Genomic DNA, 20,109 nt, shown 5'->3' with positions numbered 1-20,109 from the left:
GGTCTATTCCGATATCAACTTCTTGATCCCCTCGATGATGCGGTTTTCGTCGCTGCTCTCGCTCATGGTGTCCTTGCGCAACAGGTCGACGGCGTCGTCGAGCAGGCCCGATTTCCGCAGGTACTTGTCGACTTCGGTGTTGCCGGTGTCGGTGTAGGCATGTTCGGCGATGGTGATCCCGACCCGGTTGGCGTAGCGCAGCATCCGTTTCAGCTCGGGGATGGTCTTTTCTCCGCTGGTGTCCCAGTCGTCGCCGTCGGTGCCGTGAAAGACATAGATATTGTAGTCGCGCGCCAGGCTCTCCTGCTCGACAATGTCGTTGACCAGGCGGTAGGCCGAGGCGACTTCGGTGCCGCCGGCGACCTTGGAGTTGTAGTAGGTGTAGAAATCCTCAACCTCTCTGGCCGTGGTGTCGTGAAGGATGAAACGGGTCTCGACCTGGCGCTGGTACTGGTAGAGCAGCCAGCTGTAGATCAGCACGTGCTGGGTACAGACCAGTTCGGTCGCTTTGCCGCCCATCGAGCCGGAGTAGTCGCGGACGAAGAAGACCACCGCCTGCGATTCATAGTCCTTCTCCCGGGAGAGGATGCGGTAGACCTTGTCGTTGGGAGCGATGAGAAAGTCGGCCGGGTCGATTTCGCCGATATCAGGCACCCGTCCCAGGCCGATATTGGTTTCAAGGATGCGGCGCAGGGTCGCTTTCTTGTCGAGGACCTGGCCGAAACCGCGGTTCTTGTCGGTCAGATCGTAGGTGTAGCGGGTCAGGGAACGTTTCTTGCCTTTGTCCTTGAGGTTGGGCAGTTGGAACTGTTCGGTGAGGATGCGGCCGAGGTCGTAGGCGCTTGATTCGAGTTCATGGGCACCGCCGCTGCCCTGACCGGCCTGGCCGGAGCCTTCGCCCCCCTGGCGAACCGGCTGTTCGCCGATCACTTCACCCTCTTCGCCTTCGCCGGACCCTCCTGACCCCGAGCCCTGCTGTTCCTGCTGTTCCTGCTGTTCCTGCTGGATGCCGGGGTCGTGGATGAGTTTTTCCTCGACGGTGGTCGGCACCACCACCACCTTGTCGTCGTCGCCGCGTCCGGGCCGGATCATGCGGCCGACGCGGATTTTCCGCGGGAAACCATCCTCTTCGCGCTGGCGGTCCCGTTCCAGCAGTTCATCGAGGGAGCGGATGCGGGTGACGTAACCACCGGTCGGGCGACCGATGCTCTGCAACATGACCAAGTCCTGCCAGGCGTAGAGATTTTCGGGGAAGGGGACCGTCACCTCGGGGGGAGACGGCAGACCGTGTTCGCCGTCATCCTCGATTTCGCGCCGGATCATCTCCTCCTGCCGCGCGTTCAGCCCGCGGCGGCGCAGTTGCTGGTAGCGGTGCCATAGATCCCGTTTCATGCGAACATCTTTCCGCCCTGGGTTGCGGTTCAGGATTCATCCTCCTGGGTGCAGAAGTACTCGATGGTCTTCTGCGCGCAGGTTCGGCAGTAGCCGAGCTTGTCGAGCATGGTGGTGATCATCCGGTCATAGAGCTTCTGGTTCTCTTCATTGGTACGGTTGGCCAGCGCCCCGACCAGGCTGCCGGCGCCGGCGATGTCCGATTTCAGGCGCACGTCGGTGACCGCCTTGACCAGTTCGAGGTTGTCCATGAAGTCGTAGTTGGGATCGAGCGAAATCTTCTGACCGTAGATCTTGCGGATCGCGGTGCGGAAGGTTTCCCGCTGTTCCTCGGTCTTCAGCCCCAGCAGTTCCTCGACGCTCTTGATGAAGCGCTCATCAATTTTCAATGCCCGCAGCTCACCGCTCTGCGGATCCTTGTATTTCCACATCTTGTCCGGACCGAGGTTCTCGGCATCGATGCCGATGATCATGTTGACATAGTTCATCACGTCCTTGCGGATCGCCAGCGGTTCATCCATGTAGGCGTTGAACATTTCGGTCATCACCCGTTCACGGTAGAGGCTGCGGGCGATCTTGAGATCTTCGAGGTACTTGGCTCGGTCATTGGCGTCGGAGACATAGTCGAGTACCACCCGTTCCAGGGCCGGGAAGATGTCGATGGCGACCATGCAGCAGCCTTCGTTGGTTTCGGAACTTTCACCGAGCAGCTGTACGGCACGGCCGAGGTTGCGCTGGCCGAGCCCTTTCTGGCCGAAACGCTTGGTGATGTCGGGGTTCTGGTTGAGAGTATCGATCACCTCGGCCAGGGTCTTGATGCTTTTTTCTCCGGCCACTTCGCCGGCGGCCAGTTTCATGGTTTCGATCGGGGTCAGCTTCTCCGAGCGCGGCAGCCGGGAAAGGACCACGGTCGCCGAGATGGCGTAGTTCAGGTTTGGATCCTGGTGCAGATCCTCCTTGGTCAGGGTGGTCTTGGTCTGCGAGCCGATGGCGTAGGTGGTCAGTTCGGCCTGGCGGCGGTAGTCGGTGTTGTGCGAGACGTAGCAGACCCGGCAGCGGTCGACGATCGGCGCCTCTTCCTTTTCGGCCAGGAAACGGTTGAACTCGGAATTGTTGCTGGTAGCGATGATCAGGGTGTCGATCGGCCATTTGTAGCCGTCGATTTCGATGGTGCGGTTCTGGATCACCCCGAGGTAGACCTGGACCAGGTCTTTCTTGTTCTTGAAGATCTCGTCGGAGAAATGGATGCCGCCGCCGGCCACCCGCGCCAGGGCGCCGCGCCGCAGGTCGAAGCGGTAGGGGTTGTTGGTGTCGGTGATGTGCAGCAGCCGCTGGATCGATTCCTCGCCGAGCAGGTCGACGGCTGAGGAGGTGATCTTGTCCTTGGCCGAGTATTTGCCGGTCAGGGTGCCGAGGCTTTCGGTCATCGGTACCGGAACGATCTCGATGAACTTGAGCATTTCGTCGAGTTTGCCGTCGGTGTGGCGGCGGATGTCGTTCCAGATGTACTCGCTGCAGGCTCCCAGCGGGCGGTAGGCGGCGTAGAACTGGTCGATCTCGGTGTCGCTGAAGCCGCCCTTTTCGGCCAGAAAGACCTGGCTTTCTTCGCGGGTTTCACCGATGTTCATGGCCAGTATCATCGGGTCCTCGTAGGTCTGGGACTCGATATTCTTTAATCGGCCGTAGCTGCCGAGCCGGTCGATTCCCTTGAAAACGAAGGTGTGCTTGCGGTTCTCGGGGCGACTCAGGAACCGCCGGTAGCAGTCGCAGAGATATTCGACGAAGAAGGTCTTGCCGTTGCCCGGTTCGCCGACCAGGACAAAAGCCATTTCGGCTGATGATCCCCCCTCGGCGGCATCCTTGGCGAAGGAGACGAAGCTGTTGATCTCGTCGAACATGCCGATCACGTGCTTGCCGCCCCGGCGGAAAATCTGGAAATCGTAAGTCGTTTTGCCGTTGACCACCACCTTCTTGATATCCTGGTGGAGGATCATCCGGGCGACCCCCTGAACGGCATTTTCGAAACGTTGTTTACCGGTTTTGACGGCCTTGATGTGGTTGACAAGGGTTGGAGCGGTGCGTCGTTGAGCCATGGTTTCGCCTCCTGGAAGGGTTCCCGCGACGGCAGTGTGTGGTACCGAAAAGTATAGCCGGAAATCTTTCATTTGCGAGGCGATGTGGCTGTTATTTCATGAAGATTGGTTTTCTTCGGGAGGGGTTGCGCCGTTGCGGAGGAGGGAAGAGATCCGTCGTTCTCAGATCAGTCCGAAGCGCTGCTGGGTTTCGTCGGGGGCCCGGTCGAAATGGGAGAACTCCATCGAGAAGGTGCCACGGCCGCGGGTGGCGCTGCGCAGTTCAGTCATGTAGCCGAACATCTCCGAGAGGGGCACTCGTGCCCGGATCAGTTCCATGCCGCCCAGGGGAGTCATCCCCTCGACCTGCCCACGTTTCTGCTGCAATGAGCCGAGGACTTTGCCGGCGAATTCTTCCGGGGTGGTGATCTCCAGCATCATCAATGGTTCGAGCAGCAGGACTCCGGCATTGCGGGCGGCCATGGCCAGGCCGCGCTGGGCGGCGGCGCGGAGACCGGTTTCGGTGGTCACGCCGCTTTCGATCGGAACCTCGCGCACCTCGACACGCAGGTCGGTCAGGGGGTAGCCGGTACGGGCTCCCGCCCGGCAGGCCAGGTTCAGACTCTCGTCGAGTGCGCTGCGCCATTCCGCGGGGAGCAGATCTTCCTTCGGCAGGTCGACAATCACGCCCTCGCCGCGCGTCAGCGGGGTCAGGGCCAACAGTACATCTCCTGCCTGGATTTTCCCTTCTGTCTCGCGTTGGAAAATCTCTCGGTGTTCAACACTTCGGCGGATACTCTCGCGGTAGACCACCTGTGGTCGGCCGGTGATGACGGCGACGCCGAAGTCATCGGCAAGGCGGCGGGTGACCACTTCGAGATGCAGCTCGCCCATGCCGGTGAGAATCGTCTGTCCGGTCTCCTCGTCCTCGTGGACACGAAAAGTCGGGTCTTCCCACTGCAGCTTCTCCAGCGCCGGAAAGAGCTTGTCGCGGTCATCGACGCCCTTCGGTTCAACCGCCAGTGACACCACCGGTTCCGGGATGCTGAGGCCGCTCAGCACCAGCGGCTGTTCGGAGGCGCAGAGGGTGTCGCCGGTCAGGGACTCCTTCAGCCCGGCCGCGGCAACGATATCCCCGGCCCGGGCACTGGTGAGTCGTTCGCGCTTGTGGGCGTGCATGCGGAACAGCCGGGCGACCTTTTCTTCCTTCTGCATCCGGCTGTTGAAGATGGTGTCGCCGGGCCGCAGGCGTCCGGAGTAGAGGCGCAGATAGGTCAGTTTGCGTCCTTCGTCGGAGAGTACCTTGAAGGCGAGGGCGCAGAGGGGCTGCTCCGGGTCGCAGCGGACCTCCCGCTGTTGTTCCACGTCAGTCAGCAGATGGGCGGTGGCCGGCGGGATGTCCAGGGGGGACGGGAGATAGTCGCCGATGGCGTCGAGCAGCGGTTGAATTCCCTTGTTGCGCAGTGCCGAGCCGAGCAGCACCGGAAAGATGCGTCCGGCGATGGTGCCGCGACGCAGCGCCGGGCGCAGCTGCCCGGCACTGACCTCCTCACCGTCGAGGAAGGCGGTGAGAATCTCCTCGTCGAAGTCGGCCGCGGTTTCGACCAGGTACTCGCGGGCCTGTTCGACCTGTGCGCGCAAGGTTTCGGGGACAGGTTCCGCGACTGCCGGCCGGTCATTGTCGAAACGGAACGCCCGGCGCTCAAGCAGGTCGATGATGCCGTTGAATTCGGTTTCGCTGCCGATCGGCCACTGCAGCAGCACCGGCCGTGCCTGCAGTTGCTTCCGCATCTGCAGCAGCACCGCCTCGAAATCGGCACCGATGCGGTCCATCTTGTTGATCAGGCAGATGCGCGGCACCCGGTAACGATCCGCCTGGCGCCAGACCGATTCACTCTGCGGCTGGACCCCTTCGACGGCGCTGAAGATGGCCAGGGCCCCGTCGAGGGCGCGCAGCGAACGTTCAACCTCGATGGTGAAATCGATGTGGCCGGGGGTGTCGATGAGGTTGAACCACCAGCTGCGCCAGCGGCAGCTGGTGGCGGTGGCGGTGATGGTGATGCCGCGCTGTTGTTCCTGTTCCATCCAGTCCATGGTCGCCGAACCGTCATGGACCTCGCCCATCTTGTGAATTTCACCGGTGTAGAAGAGAAAACGTTCCGAGACGGTGGTTTTGCCGGCATCGATATGGCTGATGATGCCGAAGTTGCGCAACTGGTCGAGGGGGGGCTGGTTCATGGTGGTCCTGTTCAGGGGTTGAGCCCCTTGCGGATCTGGTTGAGGCTTTCCGGGTTGAGCTGGTTGAGCTCAAAATATTCCCGTTCCAGTTCTTCGACATAGAAACGGTCGAGACCACTGTTGTCGAGAAAATCTTCACGCAGCGAGGCATCCCGGGCGGCGACGATTTCCGGCAGCAGGTTGTGCAGGTAGATGGCTTCTTTCTTGATGTTGACCACCACGTCGCGGAACAGACCCTTGGGAATGTCGCCGTCGTAAAGTCCCTTGTTGGTGAATTCCACGCTGATCTCCCGGCGCAGTGCCTCCTGCTCGGCGCGGGTATTGTAGCGCGAGTAGAAGTTGCGGATGCGGTCCTTGACGTGGTCGAGCAGCTGGTGGTAAAGGCGCTCCTGCTCTGCGGTTCGGCGTTCCTTTTCCAGCAGCTCCTGGATGGTCATGCTGCCGTCGGCGATGGCGGCCAGCCCCTTGCGCAGGATCTCGACTTTGGTTCGTCCGTAGCGGCCGAGGTACTTGTTGTCGAGCAGGGAGGTGAAGAACAGTCGGTCGAAAAGTCCGGCGTCAAGTTCTTCGAAGGCGTTGCGGTTGCCGAGCAGGCTGCGGATCGCCTCCTCGCCGAGGTGCATTCCCTCCATGAAGGCGAGCTGGCTGATGTGCGCCGAGACGCTGTCGTAGCGGTCGAAGAAGGTGACGATACGCGAAAAACTCTCCAGCAGGGAGAGATCCGCCCCGTCACGAATGCGCTCATCGCAGGCCTTGCCGGTTTCCAGCAGCAACTGTTCGAACTGGTGGTCGCGGTTTTCACTCGCCTGGCGTTTGGCGTCGAGCAGTCGCAGCATGTCGTCATTGGTGATGCCGGCGTCGATGTCGGCGTCCTGCAGCAGAATCCCTTCGAGAATCTGCCGGGTTTCGGCCAGGTAGTCGTCCTTTTCGTCGAGATGGACCAGCTTGTCATGTTTGAGCATCTCGTCGAGAGTATAGAACAGTGCCGAAGGAATCTTGTTGCGGACCGAGAGGGTTTTCAGCCGGGTCAGGCGGGCGTTGTCGGCGGTGCTGATCTCGCCGGCAAGGTTGCAGTCGATGAGGATGCTCCGGTATTCATCGACGATGCGGCGGTTGTCGGGATGTTTGTACATGACATCGATACGGATGCGTTCCTGCTGATAGCGGTCGATCTGCAGATCCTCGGCCAGTTGTCTGAGGCGGCCGTAGTCTTTTTCGGAAATGCTTTTGTCGGCGAAATAGAGTTCGGCGAAGGTGTCGTGGTAGGCCTTGTGGCGTTTGTGAATCAGCTTGACCAGATACAGGGCACTGCGGTGGCCGAGGTAACCCATCAGCTCGTCGAGCAGTTCGATGTCGTCGCCGTGCTGGACGTGGGGGCTGCGTTTGAGCTGTTTGCCGAGCAGGCGGGCGATCTCCTCCTGCTGCTCACGAAGGCGGCCTGAAACCGAGCCGGAGAGGAAGAAGAAATAGTTGCAGACGGCGTTGCCTTCAAGAAAGATCTTGTCATAGCTGCTGCTGCCGTCGGTCCGGTCGGTGAAGAGCAGTTCATGCCGGTCGCTGTAGGTGGCGCCGTAGAGTGCCAGGCGGTTGCGGATATCGCCTTTGGCGAGATCTGCCAGCGGCTGGTCGACGCCGAACATGTATTCGCAGAAAGATCCGCCGTTGCCGCGATGGCTGATCCCGTCGCTGCTGAGGACAAATTCGTTGCCGGGACTGAAAATCCTCAGTCCGTGACCATCCTGCTCATAGAAATAGCTCTGCCGGACGTCGCGGCCGGCGACACTGGCGAAATATTCGATGGTCTCGTCGAGGTGCCCGTGAAGGCGGATTTCCTGATGCATGGCGGCCTGAGGTGCCGGGAACAGAGTCCGGCGGGTTAGGGGCGGTTCCTGGAGCAGGGTTTCAAGTCTCCCCTATTAAACCTGAAAATCGCCGTGATTCAAGGGGCATGCTCCTGATCGGCAAGAGAAAAAGTCAACCGTTGCCCGTCATAGGCGAAACCGAATCCGGGTGGCAGTTCGGATTCGTGGCGATGATGATCGATCTCGTGGTTGAGATGGGTCAGCAGCGTGCGGCGGGCTCCGATCCGTCGGGCCTCGGCCACGGCGGTGGCAACATGGAAATGGGTCGGATGGGGGCGCAGCCGCAAGCCGTCGAGGATCAGCAGATCGAGCCCCCGCAGCAGAACTCGCGAAGCGGCGGGGATTTCACTGCAGTCGGTCAGATAGGCAAAGGGGCCGATGCGGTAGCCGGTGGCTTCGTCGTCCCCGTGGCGCAGGGGGATCGGGATCACCGGCAAGCCGAGGATGTCCTCCGGTTCTTCAAGAATCCGGGTTTCCAGCCGCGGGCGGTAACCCAGCTTGATGGTGGGGTCGAAGATATAGGGAAAAACCCGCCGCAGATGTTCCATGGCCGAGGCCGAACCGTAAAGGGGGATGAACTGCTGCTGGCGATGATTGAAGGGGCGCAGGTCGTCAATGCCGTGGACATGGTCGGCGTGGGTGTGAGTGTAGAGTACCGCGTCGATGTGATTGATCTTTTCCCGCAGCACCTGCTGGCGTAGATCGGTGGCGGTGTCGATCAGCAGGTTGCGGCCATGGTAACTGAGCAGGATACTGCAGCGGGTACGCCGGTTTTCGGGAACCTCTGAGCGGCAGACGGCACAGTCGCAGGCAGGCATCGGTACGCCGGGGCTGCCGCCGGAGCCGAGAATGATGATTTCAACCAGATGCGGTGCAATGGCCAAGAAGATTTCTCCTGTCGATCAACTCGTGAATAGCGTCGGCAGACCGGTTTCCTGCCGGCCGACATTGCCCATGGGTCGGAGTTACGCAATTGTCATGCCGTTGGCACGGCGTCGGGAAACAGGGCGAACGTTGAGCCGTGATGGTTGCTAACCAGATGATATCACAGGTATTGGTAGAGGCTATGGGAGTATTCTCCGGAGCATTTTCAGGTGGTGCCGGAGACTTTTTCGCAAAAAAACCGGGGGTCCGGTTGTCTGACCGGGCCGGGTGACGGCATAATAAACAGGATGTCGCCGGCCCGGTTGCGGATATGCCGCCGGGGCAAAGAACCCTCCTGGAGATGAATGTGCCACCGAAACCGCAGATCCCCCCTCTTTTTCTGTCGCGCTTCACCGTTGACGACAGCGCCCCGTTTCAGCGGCACCTCAACCGGCTTGAGGTGGAGATCGGTCAGGAGGATTACCGTCATCTGAAACGGGTCGAACTGCTCGAACAGCCGTTGACGGAGGCTGAAGCGGCGGCGATGCTGGATATCACCGAACGTCTGCTGGCGACCACCCAGAACAATTACAACCGCAACCTGCTGACGTCGCTCGGAATCCGGGTGCTGCTCGATGAGGCCAGCTACCGGGTCTATTATCTCTGCGGTGACCGAACCATCCGCTTTGTGCCCCTGTGGCGGGAAAAGGTACTGAAGAAATTCTTCGGGGTCGTCCCCCTTGCCGACAGCGGTTGGCATCCCTGCCGCAGTCTGCTGCCCGGCTTCGAAGCGCGCTTCCTGCCGGACGCGGCCGGCGGTGCTCTGCTGCTGCGGCGCATCGCCGGCGGCGAGGGGCTGCCGCTGTTGACCGCGACCCATGGCCCTTACGATCCGCACACGCTGGAAGTGGCCCTCTACTTTCTGCGCACCGGCAAAGGGGGGGCGGCGACCGTCAATCTCGGTTTCGCCGGCCGCGAGCCGCTCACCGATGCCAACCTGCGGCAGTTGCAGAGCTGGGGCGTGCCTCTCAACCCCAGCAATATCGACGTCATCTACCCCTATGTCGATGAACATGGTCATCCCAACAGCTACAAGATGGAGGGAGGGCTGCGGCAGTTTATCCGTCAGCTCGGGATTGCCGAACCGCAGCTGATCCTCGACATCCACGGTTGTGTCGGGACCTGTCCGGAAGATCGCAAGGTGGTGGTCGGCCTGGGGGGGCTGCCGCCGTTTTGTTCCTTTGAGGAACTCGGCCGGGTCGAACAACGGGGAGATATCCTGCATCTCTTCCCGGCGATGCCGCTGGAGCGGGGCCTGCAGCTGGTGCGGGAGTTGTCGGAGGAGGTTTTTCTGCAGTTCTGCACCGCGCCCGGCTGCTGTTACCATTTTGTCGTTCTCGGCGGGCTCCAGGCGCTGGGACGGCGGATCGATCTGCGCAAGGATATCGCCAGTCTGCTGGAAGGGGAGGAACGCACTTACCTGCCGGTCGACATGGTACGCTGGCTTCCCGGCGCCGGGGCCAATGCCCTGCAGCGTATTGAAGCTCGCAAGCTTTCTGGCGCCCCCCTCTGCCTGCACGTGGAAATTCCCACCGCGGTGCGCCGCAAGATGGTGGTCCGGCTGCAGGAGCTGGCGATTACCGACTCTCTCAGTTCAAGTGGGCTCTGACCCGGCGCGGGGAACTCCTCCCCGGGACTCTTCAGCCGGCAGGAATCCCCTGTTTCGGGATAAGGTCGCCCGACTCAGCAGTCCATCGGTTCACCCTCGTCATCAGCGGTGCCGTAGACAGGGACCAGGCGGCTGCCGGCGAGCAGGTCGTTCCAGCCGCGACGGGTGCTGCTGAAAAAGATCACCAGAAATCCGAGTCCCGCCGGCAGCAGTGAAAAAAGGCCTCCGACGCTGCGGAGAAAGGCCTGGGAGAAGAGCAGCGGTTGTCCGGCCAGGTCTTCGACCCGCAGGTGGAAAAGCATTTTGCCCGGGGTCTGGCCGGTGAGAAAATGGAAGAGGGTGAAGTACCCGAAGCTGAGGGCGAAGAGGACCAGGAAGTAGGGACCGGAAAGTTCGACCAGGGTTGTCATGTCGGGCAGCAGTTCACCCGGCGCGGGATTCTGGAGAATCTGCTGACCGATGATAAGGAACAGCACGAAGACCAGGGTGAGAACCAGCAGGTCGCAGAACCCCGCTGCCAGGCGCGGCCCGAACGGGGCGAGCGGGACGGCATCGGTTTCGTCGGCAGTCTTTTCGCCCCCTGCTGTGGAGGTGAAAAAAACCTCTTCAGCCTGATCGGCTTCTTCGTCCATGAAATCGAAGCGTTTTTCAGCCGCATCGTTCGGGGCGGAGTCTCCGGCGTCGGCAAACAACTCGCGAGGCGTGGATTCTGCCGCGGTTTCCGATTCGGCAGAGTCCTGGTTCTGATCGTTGTCGACAGTCGTCGTCCGGCTGAAGTCGGGGGCCCGCTCAGCTTCCGCGAACCCCCGTAAATCAAAAGGGTCGGAGGACTCCCGGGCTTCCTCGGATGTGGTCTTCTCCGGTTCCGGCTGTTCACCGGGGGGAGACTCCTCGATTTCATCCCAGCCTTCGAGATCGTCGTCGCCGGTGGCCGGTTCGCTGAAATCAAGGTCCTCGACGACTTCGTTGAAGTCGAGGTCCGCGGCGGGTTCGTCCGTATCGGGATCGTCACCTGCGTCAGCCATCTCGATACTGTCTTCGGCGGCGGCAAAGGCGAACTCGTCATCTTCGTCGATGGTTTCCGCGGTGTCCAGCGCGGCATCTCCTTCAGTTTCGGTCGCGGCAAAATCGAAATCATCAGCCAGCTCGATACCCTCATCCTCAGGCGCGGCCGCCACTTCGGTTTCGTCATTCGTTTCGTCAAAACTGAAGTCGTCCAGAGCCTCCTCGTTCTTCGCGGCAACCGGTTCCGGTTGGGGCGGTGGTTCGTCGGCCGCGGGTTCCTCTGCAATATCGGTGGTTTCTGTCGGCGCGGAGGTCTCTGTGACTGTCGGTTCTTCGCTCATGAAATCGAAGCCGAAATCCGTATCGGCAGTTGCCGTTGTGGCGGTTGTGGCTTCATTGCCCTCCAGCCCGGCGGTTGTTTCAGGGGCTTCACTCTTGCCGACAGTGGGGAAAATCAGGCTGCGGAGACCGAATTTCTGTTTGTGACTCTGCAGATCCTGGCCGCATTTCTTGCAGTTTTCGAGGAAGTCAAAACTGGTGAATCCACACTTCGGACATTTCATCGGCACTCCTCCCGCTCAAAGGTTCGGACCTGACGGGCCCGACCAATCACAGCCCCCTCCCTTTTCGGGGTCTGTTCGGAGAGCTGTCGCTGTCGCCAGTCGACCGCTCCCGGTTGGTTCCCAAATCCCCGTAAAGATACTGCAAAATTCCGGCCACGGCAAATCCGGCGGTTTCGGTGCGCAGGATGCGTGAGCCGAGACTGACCGGGATAAAGCCCTGTTGCTGCGCCATTTCAACCTCGGCGGCGCTCAATCCCCCCTCGGGGCCGATCAGGATGGCGGCATTCCGCGGTGCAATCGAGGGCAGGACCGCCTGCAACGGGGTCGTGTCCTGTTCCCAGGGAACCAGCCGCAGTTCGCTGCGGCAACGATTCAGCGCATCGCCCAGAGGAAGGGGCTCCGCCAACTCCGGCAGCAGCATCCGTCCAGACTGGCGGGCGGCTTCACGGATGATTCTCTGCCAGCGTGGCAGCCGCGGTCGGCCGCTCGGTTGACAGCGTTCACAGAAGGTGGGAACAAAGCGGCTGATACCGAGTTCGGTCCCTTTCTGCAAAACCAGGTCGAATTTGTCCCCCTTCGGCAGGCCCTGCAGCAGGGTCAGGGGCAGGGTGTTTTCACTGACCCGGTGGCGTTTTTTGACTCCGGCCAGGCCTCGCCTGCGGTCGAGTTCGAGCAGTTCGCACCTGCAGCTCAGTCCCGCGCCGTCGAGCAGTTCGATCTCCATCCCCGGCTGCAGTCGCAGGACCCGCAGGTGGCGCAGAATCTCTTCCGGCAGCCTGACCTGTTCCTCGGTGAGCAGCTGCGGGTCGATAAAGAAGCGGCGCATCGACCCTAGCCCCGGTACACCAGGCAGGCCCATTCCTCCTGCAACAGCAGTTGTGCCGGGCGGTTGAAAAGGGGATCAAAAGCCTCCCGCACCAGGGGAATTTTCTCCTCCAGGATACCGGAAAGGACCAGGTTGCCTTCACCCGCCAGGTGTCGACGCAACGGGGCGGCCAGTCGGACGTTTTCCTCGGCGAGGATGTTGGCCAGGACCAGGTCGAAGTGGCCGGGGATCTTTTCCAACGGCGTGAGGTTCAGGTCGAGTCGATCTTCGACCCGGTTGAGGACGGCGTTGGCCTTCGCGACGCGGCAGGCCTCCTCTTCGATATCGCAGCCGACCACCTGCCCGGCTCCGAGCAGGGCGGCGGCAATGGCGAGAATGCCGGAACCGGTGCCGACATCAAGGACCTTGCGGGGCGGTTTCCGGGAGAAGGTTGCGACCAGGGCTTCGAGACAGAGCCGGGTGGTGGCGTGGCTGCCGGTGCCGAAGGCCATGCCGGGATCGATCTGCAGCAATGTCTCGCCGGCTGCGGGTTGCTCCTGCTCCCAGGTCGGCCGGATCAGCAGTGGACCAACCCGGAAGGGCTTGAAGTGCTGCTTCCAGTTTTCGGCCCAGTCATCCTCGGCAACCTGTCGCATGAGCAGATCTCCGGGTTTGAACCCGGGGATCAACGGCGCCACGTCGACCAGAGCGGCCCGCAGCCGGACGCACAGCTCTTTGCTGTTGTCTACCGCGGGGAAATACCCATGCAGGGTCTGGTCGCCGATATCCGGCTGGTTGGGGTCGGGAGGTATGAAGGTGTCGAGTTTGTGTACCGCGGTGACGACGCCGGCGGCCCCCTGGTCCGTCAGAACATAGCTGACCAGGTCGACGCCGGCTGCCGGAACCTGCAGGGTGATTTCGGTCCATGGTGGTTTCATGATGTCTGTTTAGCAGAAGGATGACTGCTTTGGCAATCCAATGTTGGTGGCGTCGGAGATGGTTTTTCAGTTTTCAGTTATTATGAGCCTTGACAAATGAGGGTGATATCAGTACTTTTTCGAAGTCTTTTAATGAGCCGCTAACATCGATGGTATATTTTTGTCGGTGTAGTGAGCCGAAACCGGTTTTCCAGTGGAACAGGCTGCCTCTTGCGAATCATTAAAGGAATGCTACACTGTCTCTAATGATAATTTCATGAGGGTGGCTATGGCCCCGTTGCAGCATGTTTACCTGCTTTCAGACGCTACCGGGGAGACCGCGGAAAAGATGGCTTCCGCCGCCCTTTCCCAGTTCCGGGAAAAACAGGTGCGGCTGTTGCGTTTCAGCAACGTGCGCACCAAGAGCCAGGTCTACCAGGCTCTGGATGACGCCCTGGAGAAGGGCGCCCTGGTTGTCTATACCATGGTCAACCGTGAATTGGCCCGGCTGGTGCGCGATGAATGCGATGCGCTCGGACTACCGGCCATCGATCTGCTGACTCCACTGTTGCGCAAGCTGGCGGCCTTCTTCGGCCTTTCGCCGAAGGAGACCCCGGGATTGCTGCATGGTGTGGATGAGGACTATTTCCGTCGAATAGAGGCGATGGAATTTACCGTCAAGCATGATGACGGACAGGAAACGCGGCACCTGCCGCAGGCTGATATCGTACTGGTGGGGGTGTCGCGCACCAGTAAGACACCGTTGTCGATCTACCTTTCGCACCGTGGCTGGAAGGTGGCCAACGTGCCGCTGGTCCCCGGGATCGAGCCACCTCCGGAACTGGCGGAGATTGATCCGGGACGGGTGGCGTGTCTGGTCATCGACCCGCAGCGTCTGGTCGAGATCCGCGCCGCGCGTATGAAGCACCTGGGACAGGATCCTCGCCTTGCCTATGCCGATTATGACAAGGTGGAGGATGAAATCCGTTTTTCACGGGCCTATTTCCGCCGCAATCCCTGGGTGGTGATCGACGTGACCGGCAAAGCGATAGAGGAGACGGCCAACGAAGTGCTGGTCAAACTGAAGATGAAGTAGTTTTTGTCGATTGTATGGACGTAGATAGAGAGCGTATCCCAGATCAAAGGAGAATAAAATCGATGAGCGCAAAAATCCTGGTGGTCGAAGATGAGAAGAAAGTAGCCAGCTTCATCAAGCGCGGGCTGGAAGAGGAGAATTTCAGTGTTGACGTCGCAGGTGATGGCGAAGAGGGTCTGACGCTGGCGCAAAGCAATCGTTATGATCTGATTCTCATGGATCTGATGCTGCCGAAAATGGACGGTCTTTCGGTGGTTCGCGAACTGCGGGCCAGGGAGATCACCACCCCGGTGCTGTGCCTGACCGCCAAGGATACGGTGGAGGATATCGTTTCCGGGCTCGATTCGGGCAGTGATGACTATCTGACCAAGCCCTTTGCTTTCGCCGAGTTGCTGGCCCGGGTGCGGGCCCTGTTGCGGCGCGGTTCCCAGGACCGCGGTGCCGAACTGACCTTTGCCGACCTGCGTCTCGATCCGGTGACCCACAAGGTCTGGCGCAGTGAGAAGGAGATCGACCTGACCGCCAAGGAATATGCCCTGCTCGAATATTTCATGCGCAACCCGGAACAGGTACTGACCCGGACCATGATTGCCGAGCATGTCTGGGATTATACCTTCGACTCCTTCACCAATATCATCGACGTTTATGTCAATTACCTGCGCAAAAAGGTTGATCGCGATTTCCAGCAGAAACTGATCCACACGGTGCGCGGTATCGGGTACGTGCTCAAGCAGCAGGGGTAAGATTTGTTCCATTCGCTGCGGTCCCGACTGACTCTCTGGTATGCCCTGTCGCTGGCCGTCATCCTGGCGGCCAGCGGCTTTTTCTGGCATTACTACCTGGGTCGGGAACTGCATTCCCACCTCGACCAGCGTCTCAAGCTGATCGCCGAGGATGTCGCCACCTTCTATGCTCTCAGTGAGAAGGAGCCGCCCTCTTCTGCCGTTGGCAGCTGCCAATCCCTGGATGATTTTCTGCGTCGCCACAGCTGGAGCGAATTTGTCCAGATTCGTGACCTGAATGGAACCATCCGTTGTTTTTCCCGCAACCTTGAAAGTGCCCGGCTACCGTTCGGCGCTGCCGGGGACAAGGTCCTCAAACAGCATCTTCCGGTTCTGGAGTCCCTGGCCGCGGCTCCTTTCGCCGGTGTGAGGCTGCTGAACCTGCCGCTTGAGATCGGGGGGAAAACGGTCGGCGTGGTGCAGGTCGGCGCCCACACCCGCGATGTTGAAAGCGCCCTGGAACGTTTACGGATGGTGCTGGCCACCTTCAGTCCGCTGCTGTTGCTGTTGATTACCCTGGGTGGATGGTTTCTGGCCGGGCGCACTCTTGCGCCGGTGTTGCGTATCACCCGTTCGATGCGGCGCATCAATGCCGAGAATCTTTCGGAGCGACTCACGGTCGGTAACGCCGGTCGTGAAATTGCCGAGTTGGCCGCAACCTTCAACGAAATGCTGGCGCGACTGGAAGAATCCTTCGGTCGGGTCAAGCAGTTTTCCGGTGATGCCTCCCACGAACTGCGCACTCCGCTGACGATCCTCAAGGGGGAAACCGAGGTCGCCCTGCGCTGGGCCAAAACCCCGGAGGAATTCCGTAATATGCTCGAATCCAACCTTGAGGAGATCAACCGCATGGAGCGGATCATCGAGGATCTGCTGCTGCTGGCGAAGAGTGATTCGGGCGGTCTGCCTCTGGAGAAAAAACCGGTCAGTCTCTCCGACCTGATGCAGGAGATTTACCTGCGGGGCAGCTCCCTGCGCGAGGATTCGAGCCTGGACGTGGTGCTCAACCTGGAGGTTGATGGCGAGGTGCTGGTTCAGGGCGATGAGCTGCGGTTGCGGCAGCTGTTTCTCAACCTGATTACCAATGCCGTCAAGTACACACCGGCGCCGGGGAGGGTGGAAATAAGCCTGCACCTGGATGGGGATCGCGCGGTGATCAGTATCAGTGATACCGGCATCGGTATCCCTGCCGACCATCTTCCGTATATTTTCGAACGTTTCTACCGCGTCGATGAGGCGCGTAACCGGGCGGTCGGGGGGGCCGGCCTCGGGCTGGCGATCGTCAAATGGGTGGTGGATGCCCACGAGGGGCATATCGATGTCCAGTCGATGCCGGGGGTCGGAACTACTTTTCGTGTCGAACTGCCGATTGCGGGACCATCGCTGCTCGACCGTGAAGCGATTCGGCAAAGGTAGATGGACGCGCGCGTTTTTTTTCGTCTGGTCAACGGCCCCTTCGGCGACCCGGCCCTCTATCTGCGTCTGCCGCATCAGCCCGACGCGTTGTTGTTCGATTGTGGAGACCTCCATCCGCTTGCTCCGCGGGCCTGTCTCAAGGTGCGACGGGTCTTCATCAGTCACGCCCACATCGATCACCTGGCCGGGTTCGACCAGCTGCTGCGCCTCTCTCTTTATCGTGACCTGTGTCTGCAGCTCTATGGCCCACCGGGACTGGTGGCGCAGATTGACCATCGCCTGCGTGGTTACAGTTGGAAGCTGTTGGAGAATTTCCCTTTTGTGCTACGGGTTACCGAGTGGTCCGAGAGGCTTGGGCGTTGCGCGCAGTTCTCTGCTGCCCGTGCCTTTGCCCTGGAGGAGTTGCCGCCTGTCGATCAGCAGGATGGCTGGCTCTGTCGTGGACGGGATGACCGGATCAGCGCGTTGCCGTTCGATCATGGCGGGGTTCTGTCGCTCGGGTTTCGTTTTGAGCAGCGACAGCAGGTCGTGATTGATGTTGTCGCGTTGCAGCGCTTCGGATTGCTTGCCGGCCCCTGGCTGGGGAACTTCAAGCGCCTGCTGCGCGAGCAGGCGCCGGGGGATACCTTGCTTCAGGCGCCACTTGCCGATGGCGGGGTGCGTGACTATCGTCTCGATGAACTGTCCGGAGAGATTGCCCGCAGTCGTGCCGGGGTCAAGGTCTGCTATGTCACCGACCTGCAGCCGACGGAGACGAACCTGGACCGGGTGGTCAGCCTGGCTCGTGGTGTCGATCTGCTGGTGATCGAGGCGCCTTTTCTGCATCGTGACGTCGAGCGGGCCCGGAAGCGTAATCACCTGACCGCGCATCTCGCCGGAGAGGCTGCTGGCCGGGCCGGGGTCGGGCGATTGCTGGTTTTTCATCATTCACCGCGTTACCAGGATCAGCCACGGGCGCTCTGGCGTGAAGCCGAGCGGGCGCGGCGGGAGGCGGCCGCGGCAGGACGGATGAATCCCGAAACCTCCGGGGTTTGATAAAATGATACCTGAATCAGTGAGTTCCTGTGAGATGGAGAGTGCAAGTGCTTGGCCTGAATGGGATTTTCAAAAATCTAAAGCGCACCCATAGGTTCGCTGGTGATTTTTGGGAAGCTCAGGCAGGTCAATGACTTGTGCCGTCCGCTGACAAGGGTCTCACTGATTCAGGTCATAGGAATACAGCTGGTTTCAGCGGGGAATCGGCTCACCTGTGGCAAAGCACAGTGGCAATCATCGGACGTTATGTTAAGAGAGTAGTTCATGCGCCTCGCCCTTAAACATCAGATCATCCTCGCCCCGGCCATCGTTTTGCTGCTGATGAGTCTGCTGCTGGCGTTCCTGCAGTACACCTACTGGGACCTGTCGGTCAAACGCCAGGCGCAGCGCAAGGTGGGAACTCTCTTCATCGCCATGGCCGAGGCCGATCTCGCCAGCCAGCGGATGGAAGCCCTGGTGGCCCGTCTGGGGCGCACCCCGATGGTCGATGTCGGGCGGCTTGAGGAGATGGAGGAGCTGCATGCCCATCTGGCCGGCGCGGCGCAGAGGATTCTCAGCATTGTCACCCTGTCTGACGAGACGGAGAAAACCTGGCGCCAGGCGGTCTCCGACCTTGATCCCGAGCAGGGTTTCGACAGTGAGCGGTTCAAGGCGGCGCTGAACAGCCTCCGTCCCGAGCTGGAAAAACTTTCGGGATTGATCCGCAGCGAGCGTGAACGGCTGCGCGAGGTCCATACCCAGGATATCGATGCCCTGGTCGAACGTACCACCTTCGTTTCGATCGTGGTTCTCGGCGTGGCAATCCTGCTCGGCATCTTCCTTTCCCTGACTCTGGCACGGCGCATTCTGCGGCGCATCCAGGCGCTTTCCGACAGCGCCGGCAAGGTTGCCCGCGGGCAGCTGACGCCGCCCAAGGAGCCGGAGCTGGTGCGGGACGAGTTGGATGACCTGGCGCTCTCGATCAACCGCATGGCTGAACAGTTGATCCGCGTGGTCGGTACCGAGAAGCTGCTTGAAGGGGCCGAAGAGGAACGTCGGCGTATTGCCATGGATCTCCATGACCAGACCCTTGCCGACCTCTCGTCGGTTTTGCGCGGCTTGCAGGAGATGGAAAAAAATCCCGACCCGGAGCAGGCCGGACGGCTTGAGAAAGAATTGCAGAAAACCATGTCCAACCTGCGCGAGGTGATGAACAACCTGCATCCGCAGTCACTCGAAATCCTCGGTCTGGGCCCGACCCTTGAGTCCCATATCGAACAACTGCAGAGCAAGGGGGGGACGCTCAAGTACCATTGTTACCTGCAGCCCGAACTGCATAACCTGAAGATGCCGCGCCTGGTCAGCCTGACCCTCTACCGGGTGGCGGTCGAGGCTCTGCACAATGTCGTCAAGCATGCCCAGGCCAGTCGCTGCGAGTTCTGCATGGAACGCCAGGGACGCAAACTGGTGCTGGTGGTCGAGGATAACGGCATCGGTCTGCCGGACCAGGTTTCGTCAGGCGGCCGCGGCCTGAACAATATTCGCGAACGGGCGCGGACCATCGGTGCCCGGGTCGAGTGGAAGAAATCACGTTTTTCAACCGGAACCCGGTTTGAATTGACCCTGCCGGTACGCCCGGCAGGCCAACAGGGGAGCCAAAATGAGCATGCAGATTCTCATCGCTGAAGACAATCCGAAGGATTATGAATTTCTCGAGCAGATGCTCGGCAACTGGGATGAAGAGATTGAACTGTTTCGTGCCCAGAACGGCCTCAACGCGCTCGAACTGGCACTGGAGCTGAATGATGTTCCGCTGGTGATCAGCGACATCCAGATGCCGGAGATGAACGGCATCGAGTTCGCCCGTGCCCTCTGGCAGCGCAAGCCCGATGCGCGCATCGTCTTCTGGAGCCAGTACAAGGACGAGATGTATGTCCGTTCGCTGCTGCGTATCGTGCCGCCGGAGACGGTCTACGGTTACATTCTCAAATCCAACCCCTCCGAGCGGATCTCGACCGCCATCCGCACCGTCCTCTGTGACGAACAGTGCTGGATCGACCCCGAGGTGCGCAAGGTCCAGGGACGGACCGGCCATGCCCAGACTGCGCTCTCCGATATCGAGTACGAGGCGCTGGTGGACATCTCGCTCGGCCTGACCGACAATCTCATCGCCCAGCGCCGCTATCTTTCCCGGCGCGGGGTGCAGAGCCGTCTCAATTCCCTGTACAGCAAGCTCGGCGCCGACCAGGAGCAGTTTCAGTCCGAAGGGGTCGGTGATGCCTTCAACCTGCGCAACCGGGCGGTTGCTATCTCCCTGCGTCGCGGTCTGGTCAACCCCTTTGAACTCAAGCACGAGGAAGAGGAGTTTCAGGAGTGGCTGAAACGCTACAAGGCCAATTTGAAACAGGACTGAT

The 20,109-nt window shown here is 60.5% G+C and carries 15 protein-coding genes; 7 read left to right on the top strand and 8 right to left on the bottom strand.

All coding sequences use genetic code 11. The annotated features are described in order from the left end of the window. Positions 1–3: 3 nt before the first annotated feature. From C2E25_RS13590 to C2E25_RS13570, 5 genes are all read right to left on the bottom strand, one after another. Positions 4–1,392 (bottom strand): DUF444 family protein, encoded by a 1,389-nt coding sequence (locus tag C2E25_RS13590; protein ID WP_103116276.1) that lies wholly within the window; start codon positions 1,390–1,392, stop codon positions 4–6. A gap of 29 nt (positions 1,393–1,421) precedes the next feature. Next, on the bottom strand, positions 1,422–3,485 hold the full coding sequence (locus C2E25_RS13585) for a serine protein kinase (RefSeq protein WP_103116275.1): 2,064 nt from the start codon (positions 3,483–3,485) through the stop codon (positions 1,422–1,424). A gap of 162 nt (positions 3,486–3,647) precedes the next feature. After that, entirely contained in the window at positions 3,648–5,702 is a 2,055-nt protein-coding gene (gene fusA / locus C2E25_RS13580) for an elongation factor G (RefSeq protein WP_103116274.1), read from the bottom strand. Between the two features lie 11 nt (positions 5,703–5,713). Next, positions 5,714–7,543, bottom strand: a complete 1,830-nt coding sequence (locus tag C2E25_RS13575) for a TIGR04442 family protein (RefSeq protein ID WP_103116273.1) — start codon at positions 7,541–7,543, stop codon at positions 5,714–5,716. Between the two features lie 98 nt (positions 7,544–7,641). Continuing rightward, complete coding sequence (locus C2E25_RS13570) at positions 7,642–8,448, bottom strand: GPMC system MBL fold metallohydrolase (RefSeq protein ID WP_269845116.1); 807 nt, start codon at positions 8,446–8,448, stop codon at positions 7,642–7,644. A 347-nt stretch (positions 8,449–8,795) separates the two neighbouring features. Between C2E25_RS13570 and C2E25_RS13565 the strand changes: the two genes are divergently transcribed. Continuing rightward, complete coding sequence (locus C2E25_RS13565) at positions 8,796–10,097, top strand: hypothetical protein (protein WP_146032978.1); 1,302 nt, start codon at positions 8,796–8,798, stop codon at positions 10,095–10,097. A 74-nt stretch (positions 10,098–10,171) separates the two neighbouring features. On the opposite strand, the gene C2E25_RS13560 is transcribed toward C2E25_RS13565, so the two are convergent. From C2E25_RS13560 to prmA, 3 genes are read right to left on the bottom strand one after another with little or no spacing between them, the layout of a single operon-like run. Continuing rightward, on the bottom strand, positions 10,172–11,665 hold the full coding sequence (locus tag C2E25_RS13560) for an RDD family protein (RefSeq protein ID WP_103116271.1): 1,494 nt from the start codon (positions 11,663–11,665) through the stop codon (positions 10,172–10,174). 46 nt (positions 11,666–11,711) lie between these two features. Beyond that, positions 11,712–12,491, bottom strand: coding sequence for a 16S rRNA (uracil(1498)-N(3))-methyltransferase (locus tag C2E25_RS13555; RefSeq protein ID WP_103116270.1), 780 nt, complete (start codon positions 12,489–12,491; stop codon positions 11,712–11,714). Positions 12,492–12,496: 5 nt separating this feature from the next. After that, positions 12,497–13,408, bottom strand: coding sequence for a 50S ribosomal protein L11 methyltransferase (gene prmA / locus C2E25_RS13550; RefSeq protein WP_103116269.1), 912 nt, complete (start codon positions 13,406–13,408; stop codon positions 12,497–12,499). 268 nt (positions 13,409–13,676) lie between these two features. Between prmA and C2E25_RS13545 the strand changes: the two genes are divergently transcribed. The 6 genes from C2E25_RS13545 to C2E25_RS13520 all read left to right on the top strand — a co-directional run bounded on the left by C2E25_RS13545 (position 13,677) and on the right by C2E25_RS13520 (position 20,108). Beyond that, entirely contained in the window at positions 13,677–14,483 is an 807-nt protein-coding gene (locus C2E25_RS13545) for a pyruvate, water dikinase regulatory protein (protein WP_103116268.1), read from the top strand. 62 nt (positions 14,484–14,545) lie between these two features. Then, positions 14,546–15,226: a response regulator transcription factor gene (locus tag C2E25_RS13540; protein WP_103116267.1), complete on the top strand. Its 681-nt coding sequence runs from the start codon at positions 14,546–14,548 to the stop codon at positions 15,224–15,226. 3 nt (positions 15,227–15,229) lie between these two features. Further along, a complete protein-coding gene (locus tag C2E25_RS13535) occupies positions 15,230–16,681 on the top strand; it encodes a sensor histidine kinase (protein ID WP_103116266.1) in 1,452 nt (483 codons plus the stop codon). Next, positions 16,682–17,716 (top strand): MBL fold metallo-hydrolase, encoded by a 1,035-nt coding sequence (locus C2E25_RS13530; RefSeq protein ID WP_103116265.1) that lies wholly within the window; start codon positions 16,682–16,684, stop codon positions 17,714–17,716. Positions 17,717–17,980: 264 nt separating this feature from the next. Further along, positions 17,981–19,381, top strand: a complete 1,401-nt coding sequence (locus C2E25_RS13525; protein ID WP_103116264.1) for a sensor histidine kinase — start codon at positions 17,981–17,983, stop codon at positions 19,379–19,381. Then, positions 19,356–20,108: a response regulator transcription factor gene (locus C2E25_RS13520; RefSeq protein ID WP_103116263.1), complete on the top strand. Its 753-nt coding sequence runs from the start codon at positions 19,356–19,358 to the stop codon at positions 20,106–20,108. The genes C2E25_RS13525 and C2E25_RS13520 overlap by 26 nt, the downstream gene beginning before the upstream one ends. The last annotated feature ends 1 nt before the right edge of the window (position 20,109 follow it).

Source organism: Geothermobacter hydrogeniphilus (assembly GCF_002898515.1).
Lineage (GTDB): Bacteria > Desulfobacterota > Desulfuromonadia > Desulfuromonadales > Geothermobacteraceae > Geothermobacter_A.
This window is presented reverse-complemented; position numbering and strand designations above follow the sequence as displayed.